This is a genomic window from Kitasatospora sp. NPDC058444 (assembly GCF_042721415.1).
Classification (GTDB): domain Bacteria; phylum Actinomycetota; class Actinomycetes; order Streptomycetales; family Streptomycetaceae; genus Kitasatospora.
This window is the reverse complement of the sequence record NZ_JBHXLL010000039.1, coordinates 41,897-59,905: the sequence shown is the minus strand read 5'-3', so window position 1 is coordinate 59,905 and position 18,009 is coordinate 41,897. Positions and strand designations below refer to the sequence as shown.

At 74.4% G+C, this 18,009-nt stretch carries 19 protein-coding genes; 8 read left to right on the top strand and 11 right to left on the bottom strand.

Annotated features, from left to right (window positions below; genetic code table 11):
• Positions 1-29: 29 nt before the first annotated feature.
• Entirely contained in the window at positions 30-290 is a 261-nt protein-coding gene (locus ACFWP2_RS30750; RefSeq protein ID WP_380457465.1) for a hypothetical protein, read from the top strand.
• Positions 291-422: 132 nt separating this feature from the next.
• Here ACFWP2_RS30750 and ACFWP2_RS30745 read toward each other — a convergent pair whose 3' ends face one another.
• A complete protein-coding gene (locus ACFWP2_RS30745; RefSeq protein WP_380457463.1) occupies positions 423-1,247 on the bottom strand; it encodes an isocitrate lyase/phosphoenolpyruvate mutase family protein in 825 nt (274 codons plus the stop codon).
• Positions 1,244-1,744: a carboxymuconolactone decarboxylase family protein gene (locus tag ACFWP2_RS30740; protein ID WP_380457461.1), complete on the bottom strand. Its 501-nt coding sequence runs from the start codon at positions 1,742-1,744 to the stop codon at positions 1,244-1,246. The genes ACFWP2_RS30745 and ACFWP2_RS30740 overlap by 4 nt, the downstream gene beginning before the upstream one ends.
• Positions 1,745-1,900: 156 nt before the next feature.
• On the opposite strand from ACFWP2_RS30740, the gene ACFWP2_RS30735 reads away from it, so the two are divergent.
• From ACFWP2_RS30735 to ACFWP2_RS30715, 5 genes are all read left to right on the top strand, one after another.
• Entirely contained in the window at positions 1,901-2,668 is a 768-nt protein-coding gene (locus tag ACFWP2_RS30735; protein WP_380457458.1) for an NRDE family protein, read from the top strand.
• Positions 2,669-2,807: 139 nt separating this feature from the next.
• Positions 2,808-3,023, top strand: a complete 216-nt coding sequence (locus tag ACFWP2_RS30730) for a hypothetical protein (protein ID WP_380457456.1) — start codon at positions 2,808-2,810, stop codon at positions 3,021-3,023.
• A 103-nt stretch (positions 3,024-3,126) separates the two neighbouring features.
• On the top strand, positions 3,127-4,044 hold the full coding sequence (locus ACFWP2_RS30725) for an undecaprenyl-diphosphate phosphatase (RefSeq protein ID WP_380457454.1): 918 nt from the start codon (positions 3,127-3,129) through the stop codon (positions 4,042-4,044).
• A gap of 115 nt (positions 4,045-4,159) precedes the next feature.
• Entirely contained in the window at positions 4,160-4,510 is a 351-nt protein-coding gene (locus ACFWP2_RS30720) for a hypothetical protein (protein ID WP_380457452.1), read from the top strand.
• Positions 4,507-4,764 (top strand): hypothetical protein, encoded by a 258-nt coding sequence (locus tag ACFWP2_RS30715; RefSeq protein WP_380457449.1) that lies wholly within the window; start codon positions 4,507-4,509, stop codon positions 4,762-4,764. The genes ACFWP2_RS30720 and ACFWP2_RS30715 overlap by 4 nt, the downstream gene beginning before the upstream one ends.
• Before the next feature lie 47 nt (positions 4,765-4,811).
• On the opposite strand, the gene ACFWP2_RS30710 is transcribed toward ACFWP2_RS30715, so the two are convergent.
• The gene (locus ACFWP2_RS30710; protein WP_380457531.1) at positions 4,812-5,687 is read right to left on the bottom strand and encodes a sigma-70 family RNA polymerase sigma factor; all 876 of its coding nucleotides are present in this window, start codon (positions 5,685-5,687) and stop codon (positions 4,812-4,814) included.
• Between the two features lie 147 nt (positions 5,688-5,834).
• On the opposite strand from ACFWP2_RS30710, the gene ACFWP2_RS30705 reads away from it, so the two are divergent.
• Entirely contained in the window at positions 5,835-6,317 is a 483-nt protein-coding gene (locus tag ACFWP2_RS30705) for a carboxymuconolactone decarboxylase family protein (protein ID WP_380457447.1), read from the top strand.
• A 137-nt stretch (positions 6,318-6,454) separates the two neighbouring features.
• Positions 6,455-7,852 carry a PLP-dependent aminotransferase family protein gene (locus ACFWP2_RS30700; RefSeq protein ID WP_380457528.1) on the top strand — a complete coding sequence of 466 codons (1,398 nt, stop codon included), beginning with the start codon at positions 6,455-6,457 and terminating at the stop codon, positions 7,850-7,852.
• 139 nt (positions 7,853-7,991) lie between these two features.
• Here ACFWP2_RS30700 and ACFWP2_RS30695 read toward each other — a convergent pair whose 3' ends face one another.
• From ACFWP2_RS30695 to ACFWP2_RS30660, 8 genes are all read right to left on the bottom strand, one after another.
• A complete protein-coding gene (locus tag ACFWP2_RS30695; RefSeq protein ID WP_380457445.1) occupies positions 7,992-8,177 on the bottom strand; it encodes a DUF6126 family protein in 186 nt (61 codons plus the stop codon).
• A 32-nt stretch (positions 8,178-8,209) separates the two neighbouring features.
• Positions 8,210-8,845, bottom strand: coding sequence for a helix-turn-helix domain-containing protein (locus ACFWP2_RS30690; protein ID WP_380457443.1), 636 nt, complete (start codon positions 8,843-8,845; stop codon positions 8,210-8,212).
• Between the two features lie 89 nt (positions 8,846-8,934).
• Complete coding sequence (locus tag ACFWP2_RS30685) at positions 8,935-10,668, bottom strand: pyruvate dehydrogenase (RefSeq protein ID WP_380457441.1); 1,734 nt, start codon at positions 10,666-10,668, stop codon at positions 8,935-8,937.
• A 184-nt stretch (positions 10,669-10,852) separates the two neighbouring features.
• Positions 10,853-13,258, bottom strand: a complete 2,406-nt coding sequence (locus ACFWP2_RS30680; protein ID WP_380457439.1) for a glycoside hydrolase family 65 protein — start codon at positions 13,256-13,258, stop codon at positions 10,853-10,855.
• Positions 13,255-14,001: an HAD family hydrolase gene (locus ACFWP2_RS30675; RefSeq protein WP_380457437.1), complete on the bottom strand. Its 747-nt coding sequence runs from the start codon at positions 13,999-14,001 to the stop codon at positions 13,255-13,257. The genes ACFWP2_RS30680 and ACFWP2_RS30675 overlap by 4 nt, the downstream gene beginning before the upstream one ends.
• 175 nt (positions 14,002-14,176) lie before the next feature.
• On the bottom strand, positions 14,177-14,977 hold the full coding sequence (locus tag ACFWP2_RS30670) for a VOC family protein (RefSeq protein ID WP_380457435.1): 801 nt from the start codon (positions 14,975-14,977) through the stop codon (positions 14,177-14,179).
• A 217-nt stretch (positions 14,978-15,194) separates the two neighbouring features.
• Complete coding sequence (locus ACFWP2_RS30665) at positions 15,195-15,716, bottom strand: SRPBCC domain-containing protein (protein ID WP_380457432.1); 522 nt, start codon at positions 15,714-15,716, stop codon at positions 15,195-15,197.
• 132 nt (positions 15,717-15,848) lie between these two features.
• The gene (locus ACFWP2_RS30660; RefSeq protein ID WP_380457430.1) at positions 15,849-17,627 is read right to left on the bottom strand and encodes an LCP family protein; all 1,779 of its coding nucleotides are present in this window, start codon (positions 17,625-17,627) and stop codon (positions 15,849-15,851) included.
• Positions 17,628-18,009 lie beyond the last annotated feature (382 nt).

The following is an 18,009-nucleotide window of genomic DNA, read 5'->3' as shown; positions in this document are numbered from 1 at the left end:
TGAGGGCGGTCCGGGTCGTTCGGCAGGGCATGAAGAAACTCGCCACCCTGGCCGCCCTCACCATGGCGGGCCTCGCCCTCGCCGTCCCGGCGGCCTCCGCCACCACCCAGACCGCCTCCTCGCCGGACGCCACCGGCGGGCTCACCGACGGGCTCGAAGTCTCTCCCGCCGACGTCGTCCTGCGGACGGTGGGCCAGCTCCCGCTGGTCGGCAAGCCGGCCAACGAGGTCGAGGCGATCGGGACCAACCAGATGAGCCACCCGGGGCTGAGCGGGCACGTCCTCAACTGATCCGCAACTGATCCGCCGGTCCGGTGCCGCACCCGCGCGGTGACGGTGACCGACCCGTGGGCGGCCGGCCGACCCCCGTACGGCCGGCCGCCCACGCACGGCCCTCGACCCGCGGCCCTCGACCCGCGGCGCTCAGCCCGCGGACAGCCGGTTGAGCTCCGGGTAGCTCAGCCCCTCGGCGAGCGCGGTGAACGTGCCGCTCCCGTACACCTCCCGGGCGGCCCGGCGGACCGCCGCGTACGCCGCCTCGGCCAGGCCCGGGCCCAGGCTGATCCGGGCCACGCCGAGCTTCGCCAGTTCGGCGACCGTCGGGGCGCCCGGTCCGGCCAGCACGTTCAGCGGCGCCGGGACGGCCGCGACCAGGGCGGCGATGGTCTCCGGGTCGGACACCCCGGGGACGAACACCCCGTCCGCGCCCGCCGCGACGTACGCCCGCAGCCGGTGCACCGCGTCGTCCAACCGGCCCTCCGGGGCGCCGATCCCGCGCAGGAAGACATCGGTACGGGCGTTGACGAAGAGCGGCACGCCGGCCGCGTCCGCCGCGGCCCGGGCGGCCGCGATCCGCTCGGCGGCCTCCTGCGGGGGACGGCCCTCGTCCTCCAGGTTCACCCCGACGGCGCCGGTGGCCAGCAGCGCGGCGACCGTCTCGCCGACGCCCGCCGCGGTCTGGGCGTAGCCGCTCTCCAGGTCCGCGGTGACCGGCCGGTCGACCGCGCGGACCACCTGGGCGGTGCGGGCCAGCACCTGCTCGCGGTCGGCGCCGCCGCCGTCCGCGCTGCCGAGCGACCAGGACACGCTCGCGCTGGCCGTCGCCACCGCCCGCGCCCCGGCCTCGGCCACCAGCCGGGCGCTCGGCACGTCCCACACGTTCGCCAGCACCAGCGGCTCGCCCGGGCGGTGCAGCTCGCGCAGCAGCCGGGCCTTCTCCCGCCGGGCCCAGAGGTCGTCGGCGCTCACCGGGCGGCCGGGCTCATGCGGGTGGACACGCCGATCCGGTTCCAGGCGTTGATGGTGACGATCAGCGCGAGCAGCTGGGCCAGTTCGGTCTCGTCGAACTGCGCGGCGGCCTGCGCGTACACGTCGTCCGGCACGTGGCCCTCGGTCAGCAGGGTGACCGACTCGGTGAGGGCCAGGGCGGCGCGCTCGCGGGCGGTGAACCAGGGGGTCTCGCGCCAGGCCGGCAGGGAGAGCATGCGGTGGTCCTGCTCGCCGTGCTCGCGGGCGTCGGTGGCGTGCATGTCGATGCAGAAGGCGCAGCCGTTGATCATCGAGGCGTGCACCTTGACCAGCTCGGCGATCACCGGGTCGACGCCCTCCCGGGAGGCCCGGTCCACGGCGACCATCGCCTGGTAGAAGGCGGGGGCGAGCTTGTTCATCCGCAGGCGCTGCTCGGGGGCGGGCACCGGGGCCCCGTTCGTAACGGTCGTCACGGCCGTCGTCGCGTTCGTCGTCATGGCCGCCAGCCTAGGAGCGCGGTGGCCTGCCGTCCTGGTGCGTTCGGCCACCCGATCCTTGGGCCACTTCCGGCGTGCGAACGGGCGTGCGAGGATCGCTGGCAGGAGATCGCCGGAAGGACGAGGTCAGGGGGCACGGTCGTGTGCACGGCGTTCGTGAGCATCGAGCCCGGAGCGGCCGTCCCGGTACTGCTGCTGTCCGTCCGGGACGAGTACCTGGGCCGCGCCTGGCTCCCGCCGGACCACCACTGGCCGGACCGTCCCGAACTGCTCGGCGGACTGGACCTCGCGGCCGGCGGCACCTGGCTGGCCGTCGACCCCGGCCGGCGCACCGCCGCCTGCCTGCTGAACGGCTTCGGCCCGCTCGCCCCCGCCGACACCCGGCGCACCCGCGGCCGGCTGCCGCTCACCGCCGTCCGGGACGGCGGCATCGGCCACCTCGACCTCACCCCGTACGACCCGTTCCACCTCGTCCTGGTCCGGGCCGACGGCGCCCGGGTGTCCAGCTGGGACGGCGGCCGGCTGGAGGAGCGCGAACTGCCGTCCGGCCTGAGCGTGGTGCTCAACGACGGACTGGAGGGCCTGGCGGCCGGCCGGACCACCTCCGAGCGGATCCGCGCCCTGATGGCCGCGCGGGCCACCCACTTCCGCGCCCGCTTCACCGCCGAACCCCGGCCCGAGCCGACCGCCGAGGGACCGGCCGCGGCGGCCTGGGGCGGATGGCTGCCGATCGTCACCGGGGACGGGCTGGCGCCGGACGCGGACGCCGCGCTGGTCCAGCGGCGGGACTTCGGCGACGGGCGGCTCTGGGGCTCCTCGTCGATCTCGCTGCTCGCCCTCGGACCGGACCTGCTGCGCTACGACTTCGCGGCCGCGCCGGTGACCGAGGACGGGCCGGGGTGGCGGCGGGTGGCGACGGGCTGAGCCACCGCGGCCCGGGGGCCACCCCGGCCCGGCGGCCGAGGAACGCGCGGCGGCCGAGGAACGCGCGGCGGAAAAGGACTTGAACCTGACGCTGCGGGAGGCGGCATCGTGGCGACGGTCGAGCCCGAAGGAGACCGCCGTGACCCGCCCGGACCCCGCGCACCGCCCCCGCCGCCTGCTCGCCGTGCTGACCGTCGCCCTGCCGCTGGCGGGCACCCCGGCCGCGGTGACCGCCCTCGTCCTGCTCGGCGACGCGGCGCACCGGGCCGTCCCGTCCGCCGGCGTCCTGGCCACCGTGGCGGCGGCGCTGATCGGGCACCTCGGCCCCGGTGTCCCGCAGCCGTACGGTCGGTGAACTTCCGAGGACGGCACTGCCGAACGTCTACATGCGCGTAGTAGCTTCGCGACGGCCCCGGGCCCGGACCCGGGCGGCCACCGACCCCGAGCGAAGGTGCGCGATGTCCACCCTGACCTACCCGGAAGCGATAGGCGTCGGCCTGCTCCAGGGCGTGACGGAACTCTTCCCGGTCTCCAGCCTCGGTCACAGCATCCTGCTGCCCGCCCTGGTCGGCGGGCGGATCCAGCACGACCTCGACATGACCGCCGAGGGCTCCTCCTACCTCGCCGCCCTGGTCGCCCTGCACCTGGCCACCGCACTCGCGCTGGTGGTCCACTTCCGCAAGGACTGGCTCCGGGTGATCGACGGACTGTTCGGCTCGATCCGCCACCGCCGGGTGGAGACCCGCAACGAGAAGCTCGCCTGGCTGCTCGTCCTCTCCACCATCCCGGTCGGCGTGGCCGGCCTCGTACTGGAGAAGGCCCTGCGCAACGCGCTCGGCAAGCCCGTCCCGGCCGCGGTCTTCCTCGCCCTCAACGGCCTCGTGCTGCTCGGCGCCGAACGGCTCAAGCGCGGCGGCACCGGCCGCCGCCGGGCCGGACGCACCGCCCCCGCCGACCAGCCCGGCACGGACCCGGCGATCGCCTCCGACCACCGGCTGACCGGGCTCGGCTACGGGCAGGGCGCCTGGATCGGCGCCGCGCAGATCCTCGCGCTGTTCCCCGGCATCAGCCGCTCCGGCGTCACCATGAGCGCCGGCATCCTGCGCGGGCTCCACCACGAGGACGCCGCCCGGTTCTCCTTCCTGCTCGCCACCCCGGTCATCCTGGCCGCCTCGCTGCTGAAGGTGCCGGAGCTGTTCAGGCCGGAGAACTCCGGCGTGCTCGGCCCGGTCCTCGCGGGCAGCCTCGCCGCCTTCGTGGCCGGCTACGTCTCGGTGCGCTTCCTCACCCGGTACTTCGAGACCCGCAGCCTGACGCCGTTCGCGCTCTACTGCTTCCTGGCCGGCGCCGGCAGCGCGATCTACCTGTCGCTCTGAACCAACTCCGCCGCGCCCCAGGCGAGTTCGACCGGACAGGAACGGCCCGGACGGGTGGTCGACCACCGGACCCACCGGCGCACGAGTAGGCTCACCCGCGAGGAGAGGAGCTCCCATGAGTCAGCCGTTGCCGGATGGCGTCGAGACCATCCCCCGGCCCGGGAAGACCCCTGCCGGCCTCAAGGCCGCACTCGCCGTCGTCGCCCCGAACCGGCTCCCGGAGATGGTGGAGGGCCAGACGGGAGCCATGGCGGCCGCCATCGAAGCAGGCAGCGTCAACCCGATCCGCGCCTTCGTGGCGCACTGGGCCGCCGTCGTCGAGATCGAGCGGATCCCGGCGACGTCGAAGGCGTTCCACCGGGCCAACTACCTGGCCAACCACGCGCCCACCGTCGAAGAGTGCCGGGAGCACGCCGTCGAGGTCGCCGAGCTCTACCGCTCGGCGTTCGCGGCGGTGAACGGGTGAGCTGGGGCTGGGAGTACCTCCCGAGCAAGGCACACGTCACCGGCGGTGCACCGGCCGCCTTCCTCGCCGCCGTCGAACACAAGGCCGAGGAACTCGTCCGTGCCGCCGAAACGCTCCACCTCGACGGCGCCGGTTACCAGGGCAGCGGCGAGCCCATGCGGTACATCGACGTCGCCGGCGGCCTCTTCGCCTACTACGTGGTCCCGCGACTGGAACTCGTGGTGATCTGCCAGGTGACCGCTCCTCCGACCTGATCGGGTTCCCGGGGCCGGCCGGCGGGTGCCGGCCGGCCCCGGGCGGGTCAGGGGGTGAGGCCCAGGGCGGCCAGGCGGGTGGGGTCGGTGAGGATGTCCATCGCGGTGACGCGGCCCTCGTGGATGGTGAACGACATGACCGACAGCGGGCGGCCGTCGGCGAAGGACACCACCCCCGGCGAGCCGTTGACCAGGACCATCCGGCCGCCGGCGGCGAAGCGGGCGAAGGCGATCGCCTGCGAGGCGACGTCCGGCGCACCGCGGCGCAGCACGCTCGGCACCAGCGTGCCGCCGTCCGACCGGGCCACCACGTCCGGATCGAGCACGGCCAGCAGAGCATCGAAGTCGCCGGCCCGGGAGGCGCTCAGGAAGGCCTCCACCACCTCGCGCTTGCGGGCGCCGTCGGAGTCCGCGGCCGGGGTGGCGCCCTGGACCCGGCGGCGGGCCCGGCTGGCCAGCTGCCGGGTGGAGGCGGAGGTGCGGCCGAGCACCTCGGCGATCCCGTCGAAGGGCACCTCGAACATGTCGTGCAGCACGAAGGCCACCCGCTCCGCCGGGGAGAGCGTCTCCAGCACCACCATCAGCGCGAGCCCGACCGAGTCCGCCACCAGGATCTCGTGCTCCGGATCCAGCGCCGACAGCCCGCTGACCACCGGGTCCGGCAGCCGCACCAGGCCCTCCTGCTCGGGCAGCGGATCCTCCCGGCGGGAGGTGCGGGAGCGCAGCTGGTCCAGGCAGACCCGGCCGACGACGGTGGTGAGCCAGGCCCCGAGGTTGCGCACCTCGCCCACGTCGCTGCGGCCCAGCTTCAGCCAGGCCTCCTGGACGGCGTCCTCGGCCTCGGCGATCGACCCGAGCATCCGGTAGGCCACCGCGCGCAGCTGGGGGCGCTCCGCCTCGAAACGCCGGGCCAGTTCGGTCAGTTCGGCGGGTCGGGCAGGTCGGGCAGGTCGGGCTGAAGCCGCCGAACTGGCCGAACCCGCCGGGGAGATTTCCTCGCTCACCCTGTCACATCCTCGCGTCGGGATCCGTCGGTCCAGTGACGGACGCTAACCGACCAGGAGGACACCATGACCACCGCCACCCGCACCGCCCCCGCCGCCCGCATGAAGAACCCCGCCGTGGTCCTGCCCGACGCCACGAAGGGCATCCGGAGCATCTACCAGGCCGTGTACCAGGGCGGCGTCGACCCGAAGATCCTGGAGCTGGTGCACCTGCGGGCCAGCCAGATCAACGGGTGCAGCGCCTGCGTGTTCGCGGGCGTCCAGGGCGCGCGGAAGCACGGCGAGACCGACGAGCGGCTGCACGCGGTGGCCGCCTGGCGCGAGGCGCCGTTCTTCACCGACGAGGAGCGCACCGCCCTCGCCCTCACCGAGGCCGCCACCCGGATCGCCGACCGCTCGGGCAAGGCCGTCCCGGACGACCTCTGGGACGCCGCCGCCGACCACTTCGACGAGGAGCAGCTCTCCGCGATCATCCTGATGATCGGCCTGACCAACCTCTTCAACCGCATCAACACCACCATCGAGGAGCCCGCCGGCACCACCTGGTGACCCCCGGCGCCCACGCAGGCCCGCCACGCGAGAATGGGACCGTGAGCACCTCCCGGCCCCCCTCCCGGACCTCCCGCACCACCTCCCGCGCCACCTCCGGGACCGCCTCCTGGACCACCTTCGGCGGCGACCTACACCTGGACCTCACCGGGCGCCGGGCCGCCGGCGCCGGGCTGCGGGCCGCCCTGGAGGACGCGCTGCGCGAGGCCGTCCAGGACGGGCGGCTCGCCCCCGGCACCCGGCTGCCGTCCTCGCGGGCGCTCGGCGAGGACCTCGGGATCGCCCGCAACACCGTGGTCGAGGCGTACGGCCAGCTCACCGCGGAGGGCTGGCTCGACTCCCGGCAGGGCTCGGGCACCACCGTCGCCCGGCGGGCCGTGCCGGAACCGCCCCAGGGCCGACGCCCGGCCGCCCCGGCCGCGCTGAAGCGCCCGACCGCCCGGTACGACCTGATGTCCGGCCGGCCCGACCTCTCGCTCTTCCCCCGCACCGCCTGGCTCGCCGCCGCCCGCCGCGCCCTCGCCACCGCACCGCACGAGGCCCTCGACTACGGCAGCCCGCTCGGCCGGATCGAACTGCGGCAGGCGCTCACCCACTACCTGGCCCGGGTCCGCGGCGTCCGCACCGACCCCGACCACCTGCTGATCTGCACCGGCGTCACCCAGGGCCTCGGCCTGCTCTGCGCCGCCCTGCGGGAACGCGGCGCCCGCACCCTGGCCGTCGAGGAGTACGGGCTGCCGCCGCAGCACGCGATCGCCCGGGCCGCCGGGCTCGGCACCACCCCGGTACCGCTGGACGCGGACGGCGCCCTCGTCGACCGGCTCGACAGCCGGGCCGGCGCCGTCCTGCTCACCCCGGCCCACCAGTACCCCACCGGTGCGGCGCTCTCCGCCGACCGGCGGGCGCAGGCGGTGCGGTGGGCGCGGGAGCAGGACCGGTACGTCATCGAGGACGACTACGACGGCGAGTTCCGCTACGACCGGCAGCCGCTCGGCGCGATGCAGGCGCTGGACCCGGAGCGGGTGGTGTACGCCGGGACCACCGCCAAGAGCCTCGCGCCGGGCCTGCGGCTGGCCTGGCTGGCGCTGCCGGACGCGCTGGTCGAGCCGGTCGCCCGGCTGAAGGCGCTGGCCGACACGATGTCCCCGGTGCTCGACCAGCTGACGCTGGCGGAACTGATCACCTCCGGCACGTACGACCGCCACGTGCGGCGCTGCCGGCTGCACTACCGGCGCCGGCGCGACCACCTGGTCGCGGCGCTCGCCGAACACGCCCCGCGGGTCCGGGTCACCGGCATCGCGGCTGGCCTGCACGCCGTCCTCCAGCTGCCGCCCGGCTCCACGCCCGAGCCCGAACTCCTCGCCCGCGCCCAGCAGGCCGGCCTCTCCCTCGGCGGCCTCGGCCGGCACCGCGCCACCGACGGCCCGGCCGCCGACGAAGCCCCGCCCGCCCTGGTCATCGGCTACGCCACCCCGCCGGAGCACGCCTTCCCGGGGGCGGTCCGGGCCCTGTGCGAGCTGCTGCGCAGGGCGTGAGCCGAGCCCCGTACGAACCGCTGCCACGGTGTGGGCGGGGAGGGGGCTGCGGCCGGGGGCGGTCGGCGGGGCCGGTCCGGGAGAGCGGTCCGCCCGCCTCCCTCGGGGGTGGGGGCGGGCGGACGGTCCGGGGGGCGAACTACTTACGGCTGCCCAGTTCGAACAGGAGGATGATGAAACCGGCGAAGAGGTGGATGCCGGCGGTGTAGATCACCAGGCGGTGGTAGACCCGCTTGTTGGCCCACTTGCCGGCGTCCATGGTCTTCGGGCCGGCGGCGGTGTCGGCGGCACCGGCCGGGGTGACGGTGGTGGTGGGATCGGCCATGGTGATCTCCTCCGGGGTGTTCTGACGGCTGGTCAGTGAACGGCGGCGGGGCCGCCGCCGAGGCAGAGCTCGCCGCCGGGGCTCTGCAGCAGGGTGTGGACGAAGAGCAGTTCGACGCCGCTGTCCGACTCCGCGGCGATGCAGTGCGGGGTGAGCGAGTCGTAGTGGGCGGAGTCGCCCACGCCGAGATGGTGGACGCGGTCGCCGAGGGTGACCCGGAGCGCGCCCTTCAGGACGTACAGCCATTCCTCGCCCGGGTGGACCCGGACCACCGAGTCCTGCACGCCCGGCGGGACGTGCACCCGCAGGGCCTGCATGGCGCGGCCGGGGGCGCCGGCCCGCCGGTAGCCCCAGCCGCCGGCCCGGCCGGGCTCGATGGCGCCGCCGCGGACGATCGGGTCCGGCTCGGCCAGGGTCTCGCCGAGCAGGCCGGAGACCGAGGTCCCGTACGCGCGGGCGAGGCCGAGCAGGACGGGCAGCGAGGGCTGCCGGCGGCCGGTCTCCAGTCGGGACAGATACGCTGGGGAGAGTCCGACCCGCCCCGCGGCCACTTCCAGCGTGAGGCGGCTGCTGAGCCGGTGCTCACGGAGACGGGCGGCGAGGCCGGCGACCTCCTGGTCGTCGAGCTGTTCGCCGGTGGCGGCGGCGCCGGTGGGGCTGCTGGTCATGTGTCCAGTGGACACCCGGCGTGCCGGGTGGGCAAGAATTTTGCCTCAGAGGCAAGGGCCCGGGTCGGAAGGGGCCTCCGGCCCCCGCCTCACGGCCGGGGGATGTTCCGCAGGTTGCTCCGGGCCAGGTCGATCATGCGTCCGACGCCGCCGGAGAGCACCGTCCGGCCCGCCGCCAGCGCGAAGCCCTTCAGCTGGGCGGCGGTGATGTGCGGCGGGATGGACAGCGCGTTGGGGTCGGTGACCACGTCCACCAGGGCCGGGCCCGGCCGCTCCAGCGCCTCCGCCAGCACCTCCCGGACCCGGGCCGGCTCGGTGACCCGTTTGGCCTGGATGCCCATCGCCCGGGCGATCCCGGCGTAGTCGACGTCCCCGTTGTCGATCTCGGACTCCGGGTAGCCGGAGACCAGCATCTCCAGCTTGATCATGCCCAGCGCCCCGTTGTTGAAGACCACCGTCTTCACCGGCAGCCGGTGCTTGGCCACCGTGAGCAGCTCGCCGAGCAGCATGCCGATCCCGCCGTCGCCCGCCATCGCGACCACCTGCCGTCCCGGGCAGGCGAGCTGGGCGCCGATCGCGTGCGGGAGGGCGTTGGCCATCGAGCCGTGCAGGAAGGAGCCGATCACCCGGCGGCGGCCGTTGGGCTGGAGGTAGCGGGCCGCCCAGACGTTGTTCATGCCGGTGTCCACGGTGAACACCGCGTCCTCGGCGGCGACCTCGTCCAGCACCGAGGCGACGTACTCGGGGTGGATCGGCAGGTGCTTCTCGATGTCCCGGGTGTACGCGCCGATCACGTCCTCCAGCGCCCGGCAGTGCTTGCGCAGCATCCCGTCCAGGAAGGCGCGGTCCGTCTTCCCGTCCAGCAGCGGCAGCACCGCCCGCAGGGTGGCGGCCACGTCGCCGTGGACGGCGAGTTCGAGCGGGGTGCGGCGGCCGAGCCGGGTGGCGTCGTGGTCGACCTGGACGGTGTGCGCCCCCGGCAGGAAGGAGTCGTACGGGAAGTCGGTGCCGAGCAGCAGCACCAGGTCGGCGGAGTGCAGCGCCTCGTGGCAGGACCCGTAGCCGAGCAGGCCGCTCATGCCGACGTCGTACGGGTTGTCGAACTGGATCCACTCCTTGCCGCGCAGGGAGTGGCCGATCGGCGCGTTCAGGGCCCGCGCGGCCGCCAGCACCTCGGCGTGCGCCGTGCGCACCCCGGCGCCGCAGAACAGGACCACCTTGCGGGCCGCGTTGAGCAGCCGGGCCAGCTCCTGCACCTGGGACCAGGGCGGCGCGGCGACGGCCTCCTCGGTGAGGAAGTGGCTGGTGCCGGCGGGTGCGGCGGCGGGGAGCGCGGCGACGTCCCCGGGGAAGGCCAGCACCGAGACGCCGTGCGAGCCGAGCGCGTGCTGGATGGCGACCCGCAGCAGGCGGGGCATCTGGGCGGGGGTGGAGAGCATCTCGCACCAGTTGCTGCAGTCGGTGAACACCCGCTCGGGGTGGGTCTCCTGGAAGAAGCCGGTGCCGATCTGCCCGGACGGGATGTGGGAGGCGAGCGCGAGCACGGGCAGGCCGCTGCGCTGGGCGTCGTAGAGGCCCTGGACGAGGTGGGTGTTGCCGGGGCCGCAGGAGCCGGCGCAGACCGCGAGCCGCCCGGAGAGCTCGGCCTCGGCGGCGGCCGCGAAGGCGCCGGCCTCCTCGTTGCGCACGTGCACCCAGCCGATGCCGTCGGCGCGGCGGATCGCGTCCACGACGGGGTTGAGGCTGTCGCCGACGACGCCGTAGACCCGCTCCACCCCGGCCTGCCGGAGCACCTCCACCATCTGTTCGGCCACGCTCGCCACGGCTGCGACTCCTTCGCTGGGGCGGCCCCACAGGACACCTGCACTCTCCGGGGCGGCCGGGGGCGGCGCAGCCGGGGTGCGGCGAACGGGTGAGTCGGGCGGTTTCCAGCGGGGCGGTTTCCAGCGGGGCGGTTTCCGGCGGGGCGACACAGAGCGGGGCGTCTGCCGGTGGGGCGGGGCGCGGCTACTCGGCGGCCAGGTGGTCCTGCTGGCCGAGCTTGCCCGCCGCGAGGCCGGCCTGGGGCTGACGGCGGGCGGGTTCGCGGCCCGGGGGCTGGGCGACCCGCTCCTGCGCCGGCGGCACGGTGGTCGGCAGGGAGACCGGGGCACCGGACTTGACCTGCACCCCCTCGCCGTCGTGCCGCAGGTGGAGGACCTCGCCGCGGCGCAGCGTGTACGTCGTCCGCTCGTGGGTGATCTCGACGCCGAGCAGGTGCCCGCGCACCAGCAGCGAGAAGCTCAGCCGCATCAGCCCGGACGGCAGCCGCGGCCGGAACGAGAGCGCCTCGCTGTGGTCGCGCAGCCCGCCGAAGCCGGCCACCAGGGCGATGCAGGCCCCGGCGAGCGAGGCCATGTGCAGGCCGTCGCGGGTGTTGCCGCCGAGGTCGTGCAGGTCCATCAACGCCGCCTCGGCCGTGTAGTCGTAGGCGAGGTCGAGCTGGCCGACCTCGGCGGCGATGACCGCCTGGGTGCAGGCGGAGAGCGAGGAGTCCCGGACGGTCAGCCGCTCGTAGTAGGCGAAGTTGCGGGCCTTCTGCTCGTCGGTGAAGGCGTCGCCGCGGACCTGCATGGCGAGCACCAGGTCCGCCTGCTTGACCACCTGCTTGCGGTACAGGTCGAAGTACGGGAAGTGCAGCAGCAGCGGGTACTTCTCCGGCGGGGTGTGCTCGAAGTCCCAGACCTGGTGGTGGGTGAAGCCGTCGGCCTGCGGGTGGACGCCGAGGTCCTCGTCGTACGGGATGAACATCGCGGCGGCCGCGTCGCGCCAGGCGGCGGTCTCCTCGGTGTCCACGCCGAGCAGCGAGGCCTCGTGCGGGTGGCGGACGGCGGCCTCGGCGGCGGCGCGCAGGTTGGTCTGCGCCATCAGGTTGGTGAAGACGTTGTTGTCCGCGACGGCGCTGTACTCGTCGGGCCCGGTGACGCCTTCGATGCGGAACCTCCCGGCCACGTCGTGGTGGCCGAGCGAACGCCACATCCTGGCCGTCTCGACGAGCAGTTCGAGCCCGTACTCGCGCTCGAAATCGGCGTCGCCGGTGGCCCGGACGTAGCGGGCGACGGCGGCGGCGATGTCGGCGCCGATGTGGAAGGCGGCGGTACCGGCCGGCCAGTAGCCGGAACACTCCTCGCCGCGGATCGTCCGCCACGGGAACACCGCGCCGGCCAGGCCGAGTTGGACGGCGCGCTCACGGGCCAGCGGCAGGGTGGTGTGCCGCCAGCGCAGGGCCTGGTTGACGGCGGCGGGCAGGCAGTAGGTGAGCACCGGCAGGACGAAGGTCTCGGTGTCCCAGAAGCTGTGCCCGTCGTAGCCGGGCCCGGTCAGGCCCTTGGCGGGGATGGCCCGCTCCTCGCTGCGGGCGCCGGCCTGCAGGACGTGGAAGACGGCGAACCGGACGGCCTGCTGGAGTTCGACGTCGCCCTCGATCTCGATGTCGCTGGTCTGCCAGAACTCCTGGAGGAATTCGGCCTGTTCGGCGACCAGACCGTCCCAGCCGGTGTAGCGGGCGGCGGTCAGCGCGGCCTCCACCTGGTCCCGGACGGCGGGCAGCGAGCGGGTGCCGGACCAGCCGTAGGCCATGAACTTGGTCAGCCGCAGCCGCTGTCCGGCCTTGAGCACGGTGGTGACGCTGATCCGGCAGTGGTCGGCCTCGGACTCGGCGACGGTGTCGGACTTCTCCGGCCCCTCGATGAGGTGGTCCATCCCGGCCGCGACCCGGATGCCGCTGTAGCGGGTGCGGTGCACCAGGACGGCCTTGGTGGCGCTGGCGTGGTGCGCCTCCGGGTGCAGCGGCGCCTCCATCACGGCGGCGGCCCGCGGGTCGCCCTCGGGGCCGCCGGGCAGCTGCTCGTTGGCGACCAGCTCGGACTGGAGCACGATCCGCACCGGGCCGTCCACCGCCTCGACGCTGTACTCGACGGCGGCGATGGCGCGCTGGGTGAGCGAGACCAGCCGGGAGGAACGCACCCGGATCGTCCGACCGGCCGGGGAGGTCCACTCGGCCTCGCGGTGCAGCAGGCCCTCGCGGAAGTCCAACCAGCGCTTGTGGCTGATGAGTTCGCCGTAGCGCAGATCGAAGGGCTCGTCGTCCACCAGCAGCCGGATGATCTTGCCGTTGGTCACGTTGATGACGCTCTGGCTGGACTCCGGGTAGCCGTAGCCGCCCTCGCCGTACGGCAGCGGGCGCAGCTCGAAGACGCCGTTGAGGTAGGTGCCGGGCAGGCCGTGCGGCTCGCCCTCGTCCAGGTTGGCACGCAGGCCGATGTGCCCGTTGGACAGCGCGAAGACGGACTCGGCGCGGGCCATCGAGGCCAGGTCGAGGCCCTGTTCGGTGATCTGCCAGGGATCGATCGCGAAGCTGTCCGCCGGACTCATGCCGTGTCCCCCAGGAGCTCGGAGAGGTCCTGGACGACCACGGTCGCGCCGTCCCGGCGCAGTTCGGCGGCCTGTCCGGTGCGGTCCACCCCGACCACGGCGCCGAAGCCGCCGGCCCGGCCGGAGGCGACCCCGGCGAGCGCGTCCTCGAAGACCGCGGCGCGGGCGGGTTCGACGCCGAGGGCGCGGGCGGCGTACAGGTAGGTGTCGGGGGCGGGCTTGCCGGGCAGGCCCTCGGCCTTGGCCACGTTGCCGTCCACGATCACCTCGAACAGCTCCTCGATCCCGGCCGCCCGCAGCACGTCGCGGCAGTTGGCGCTGGAGGAGACCACGGCGCTCGGCAGCCCGGCCGCGCGCAGCCGGCGCACGTACTCCACCGAGCCCTCGTACGGCTGGACGCCCCGCTCCCGGATCAGCCGCAGCACGGTGTCGTTCTTGGCCCGGCTGATCCCTTGCACGGTACGGGAGTTGGGCGGGTCCTCCGGGGTGCCCTCGGGCAGTTCGATGCCCCGGCCGAGCAGGAACGCGCGGGTGCCGTCCAGGCGCGGGCGGCCGTCCACGTAGGTGTCGTAGTCGGTGACGGCGTCGAAGGGGACGAACTGCCCGCCGGTACGGGCGGCTTCGGCGCGCAGGAAGGCGTCGAAGGTGTCCTTCCAGGCCGCGGCGTGCACCTTCGCGGTCTGGGTGAGCACCCCGTCGAGGTCGAAGAGGAAAGCACGGATGTCGTCCGGTAGCCCCAGCATGGGTGCAGTCTTACCCGGGAACGAGGGGGAAGCCGCCCATTTCCCGGCGGCGCGTCGCGGGAAGGGCGGCTTCCGGCCGCCCGGCCGCCCGGCCGCCCGGCCGTCCGACCATCCGGGGACGGCGCTGCGGGGGCACGGCCTTGCGGAGGCCACGGCGCTACGGCGGTCGCGGGGGCTACGGCGAGTCGGGCATCTGCGCCTCGGGCGACTCGATGACCGCGAAGAGCGCGCCCTGCGGGTCCTGGACCACCGCCATCCGGCCGGACTGCATGTCGAAGGCCGGCTGGATCACCGAGCCGCCGGCCTTGACCAGGGCGTCCACCGTGGAGTCGGTGCTGTCCACCGAGAAGTAGGTCATCCAGTGCGAGGGCGTGCCGGGCGCCAGGTAGCCGGGGAGCGCCTGCATGCCGCCCACCGTGCGGTCGCCGACGTTGAGCGAGAAGTAGCCGTCCATGCCCTGGATGGTGGCCGGCCGCAGCCCGAGGGCCGGCTGGTAAAAGCCGCCGGCCGCGTCGGTGTCGGCGGTGTTCAGCTCGTTCCAGACCAGCGCGCCGGGCTCGTTGACGACGCCCGCGCCGATGAAGTCCATCGCCTGCCAGACCCCGAACACCGCGCCGGTCGGGTCGGCGGCGACCAGCATCCGGCCGATCGTGCCGACGTCCATCGGGTCGTACAGGACGGTGCCGCCGGCCGCGGCGATGGCCGCCCGGGCCGCGTCGGCGTCGTCCGAGGCGAGGTAGGTGGTCCAGGCGACGGGCGGCTCCGGCTGCCCCTCGGGCGCCATCCGCGCCATGATCCCGGCGACCGGCCGGCCGTTGAGCATGCACACGGCGTAGCCGCCGAACTCGGCCGGGCCGACCTCGCCCTGCCAGCCGAACAGGTCGCGGTAGAAGTCGAGCGCGGCCTGCTGGTCGCTCGCCATCAGGTCGACCCAGCACGGGGTGCCGGGCTTGTACGGATCGGTGACTACGGGCATTGCTGGGCCTCCCGGAGGCGGTGGTGGCCGGCTGTGGTGATCGGGACGGTCAGGACGGTCTTGTCGTCGTCACGGGCGGGCGTGGGTGGGGGGCCGGCCCGTCCGGTGACGACGGCGGTACACCGCCACCATCGGCCCGCCGCCGCGATCCCGCCACCGGACGGCGCCCTGGCGGGCGACCGGTCGGCCGGACCGCCACCGGGCGCCCACGGGGTGGTCACGGGGCGTCGTGGCGGTGCGCGGTGACGAAGTAGGGCTGGACCTTGCCGCTCTGCGCGTAGTCCTTGAGCCGGACCAGCAGTTCGGCCCAGGTGCCGGCCACCGCCGGGACGCCCTCCTCGCTGCCCGGCTGCCAGCCGCCGTGCCGGAACAGCAGCCGGGTGCGCTCGGGCGCGGCGGGCCGGTCGGGCCCCGCGGGCTGCTCGGGCGACGCGGGCTGCTCGGGCCCGGCCTGCCGGTCGGGCGACGCGGGCAGGTCGGCAAGCTCCCAGCTGATCCAGGTGCCCGCCCAGTGCGGCGGGAAGGCGCCGGCGTTGGTCCACACCACCCGGTCCGGGTCGGCCCGCTCCACCCGCAGCCGGAACGGCTCGGGGACGTCCGGGAAGTCGAACAGCAGGACGTCGCCGTCCCGGTCCACGCCGGTGGTCCACCAGGAGGTCAGCCCGTCGTGGGTGGTGAGCGCGGCGAGCACCACGGCCCGGGGCGCGGCGATGTCGAGCTGGAGGGCGATCTCGGGCATGGGTCCGCCTTTCGGTGACCGCGCGGGCCCCGCCGAGGGGGCTACGGGCCCACCATGGCACGACCCCCGGGCCCGCGCGCCCCGGAGGGCGCCGGCCCGGGGGTCGCCCCGCGGGTGTTCCGGTCGGTCCGGTCAGCCGCCGCTGCCGTACGACGTGTTCGCGCAGATGTCGTCGTCCGCCGAGCGGGCTTCGTTGGTGATGGTGGTCGGGAGCGGCGGCGGGGGCGTCGGGACGCCCGGGGCGGCCGACGGCGCGCCGCCCGCGGGGGCACCGGAGGCCATCCCCATCGCGGCCGCGAAGTCCTGGCCGACGATCACCGAGATGCCCCGGGCGCTGCTGGACTCCAGGCCGGCGCCCGGGAACAGCGCGGCGACCTTCTCGGCGTTCGCCTTCTGCCCGGAGCCGTACTCGATCGTGGTGGCCTTGTACTTGGTGCTCGCCGCCTGGCCCGCCGTGCTGGCGGCGAACTTGGCGCCCTTCAGCTGCTCGGTCGCCTTGCCGGCCAGGCCGTTGACGGTCGTTCCGTTGTAGACGGCCACCCGGATCGCCGAGTTGCCGGTGTCCGCGGCCGGGGCGGCCGGGGTGGTGGGCGCGGCGGGCGGCTGCGGGGCCGGGCTGGTGCCCTCGGCCGGGGCGTCCGGCTGCTGGCCGGTGGCGTTCTGGCCGTCGATGGTCTGGTCGGCCTTGAGGGTCGCCCAGAGCTTGCCGGCGTCCGCCTGGACGATGTCGAGGTCCTGGTCCTGGGTGCGGTAACGCCAGGGCACCGTCACGAACTTCAGGTCGTGCATGTCGATGTTCTTCAGCGACAGGCCGAAGGAGAGCAGCTTGTCGGCGGAGTCCAGGCCCGGGTCGACGACCAGGGACTTGGTGGCGGCGTCGGCCAGCGGGAGGAGGGTGGTGGGATTCATCCCCTCCTTCTTGATCTTGGTGGCGAGCGAGCCGAGGAACGCCTGCTGGCGCTTCATCCGGCCGATGTCCGAGCCGTCGCCGATGCCGTGGCGCAGCCGGACGTAGTCGAGCGCCTTCTGGCCCTCCACGGTCTGCTTGCCCTGCGGCAGGACGACCGAGCCCTTCTTGGGCAGCTTGGGGTTGATGTCGCCCTCGTAGATCGGCTTCGGCAGGCAGATGTCCACGCCGTTGACGGCCGAGGTCATCGAGGCGAAACCGTTGAAGTCGACCACGAGGGTGTGGTCGACGCGGATGCCGGTGAGCTTCTCCACCGTGTTCTGGGTGCAGGCGGGGTTGCCGTCGTCGCTGCCGCCCATCGAGAACGCGGCGTTGAACAGGTCGGTGTTGCCGCCCTTGGTCCACTTGCCGTTGGGCAGCTTGCAGGAGGGGAGCTCGACCTTGGCGTTGCGGGGTATCGAGATCCCCACGGCGTGCTTGTGGTCGGCGTAGACGTGCAGCAGGATCGTGGTGTCCGAGCGGGCGCCGCCGTCCTCGCCGCCGCCGAGGTCGGCGTTGTTCTTGCCGCGGCTGTCCGAACCGATCAGCAGGATGTTGACCGGCTTGTTGCCGTCCGCGTCGGCCTGGGCCTCCGGGGGGCGGTTGCGGGCTATCGCGTCGGCGTCGAAGGACTTGATGTTGCCGTTCAGCTTGAGGTAGATCGCGCCGCCGACACCGGCGATGACCACCAGCACGCCCGCCGTCGACCAGGCGACGATCTTCTTCACGTTCTTCTTGGGCTTGGCGCTCTTGCGCGCCGCGGCCCGGCCGCCGCCGGCCGACCCCGCCGCTTCCGGTGCGCCGCCGCCGCTGCCGCTGCCGCCACCTCGGCCGCCCTTGGCCTGGGCGGCGCGACGGGCCTCCGCCCGGCCGCCGGCACGCGGGGAGGGAACGGCGCCCGCGCCGTCTTCCGTCGCGGGCGCGCCTTCGCCCCGAGCCGGGCTCTCGCCCCTCCGACCTGACATGCGCGTACCTTTCACCGACGGAAGCGACGCCCCTGACGATCCGGCGCACCGCACACAGAGAGACGGTCCGGACCGTTCCCAGGTTGCACATACGACCGTCACCACTAACCGACGATCGTGGCTTCCGATCATATTTAGGCCCGACACGATCACCGACCCTCGGCCCTGGGGCAACCCCGCCGACCGGCGGGCGACACCCCCGCAGAACAGTCGAAAACGCCCGATTCCGACGTGACCCATGCCACTTCGCCGGTCCCGCACCCCCGTCGAATTCCGGCCACCGGCACGGCTCCTGGAGGTCTCGCGCGGCCGGCGCAGGCCGCCGGCCCGGCGCCGTCCGCCGCGGCGGCGGATCGGCCCCCACTCGCACGCGGCTCCGCAA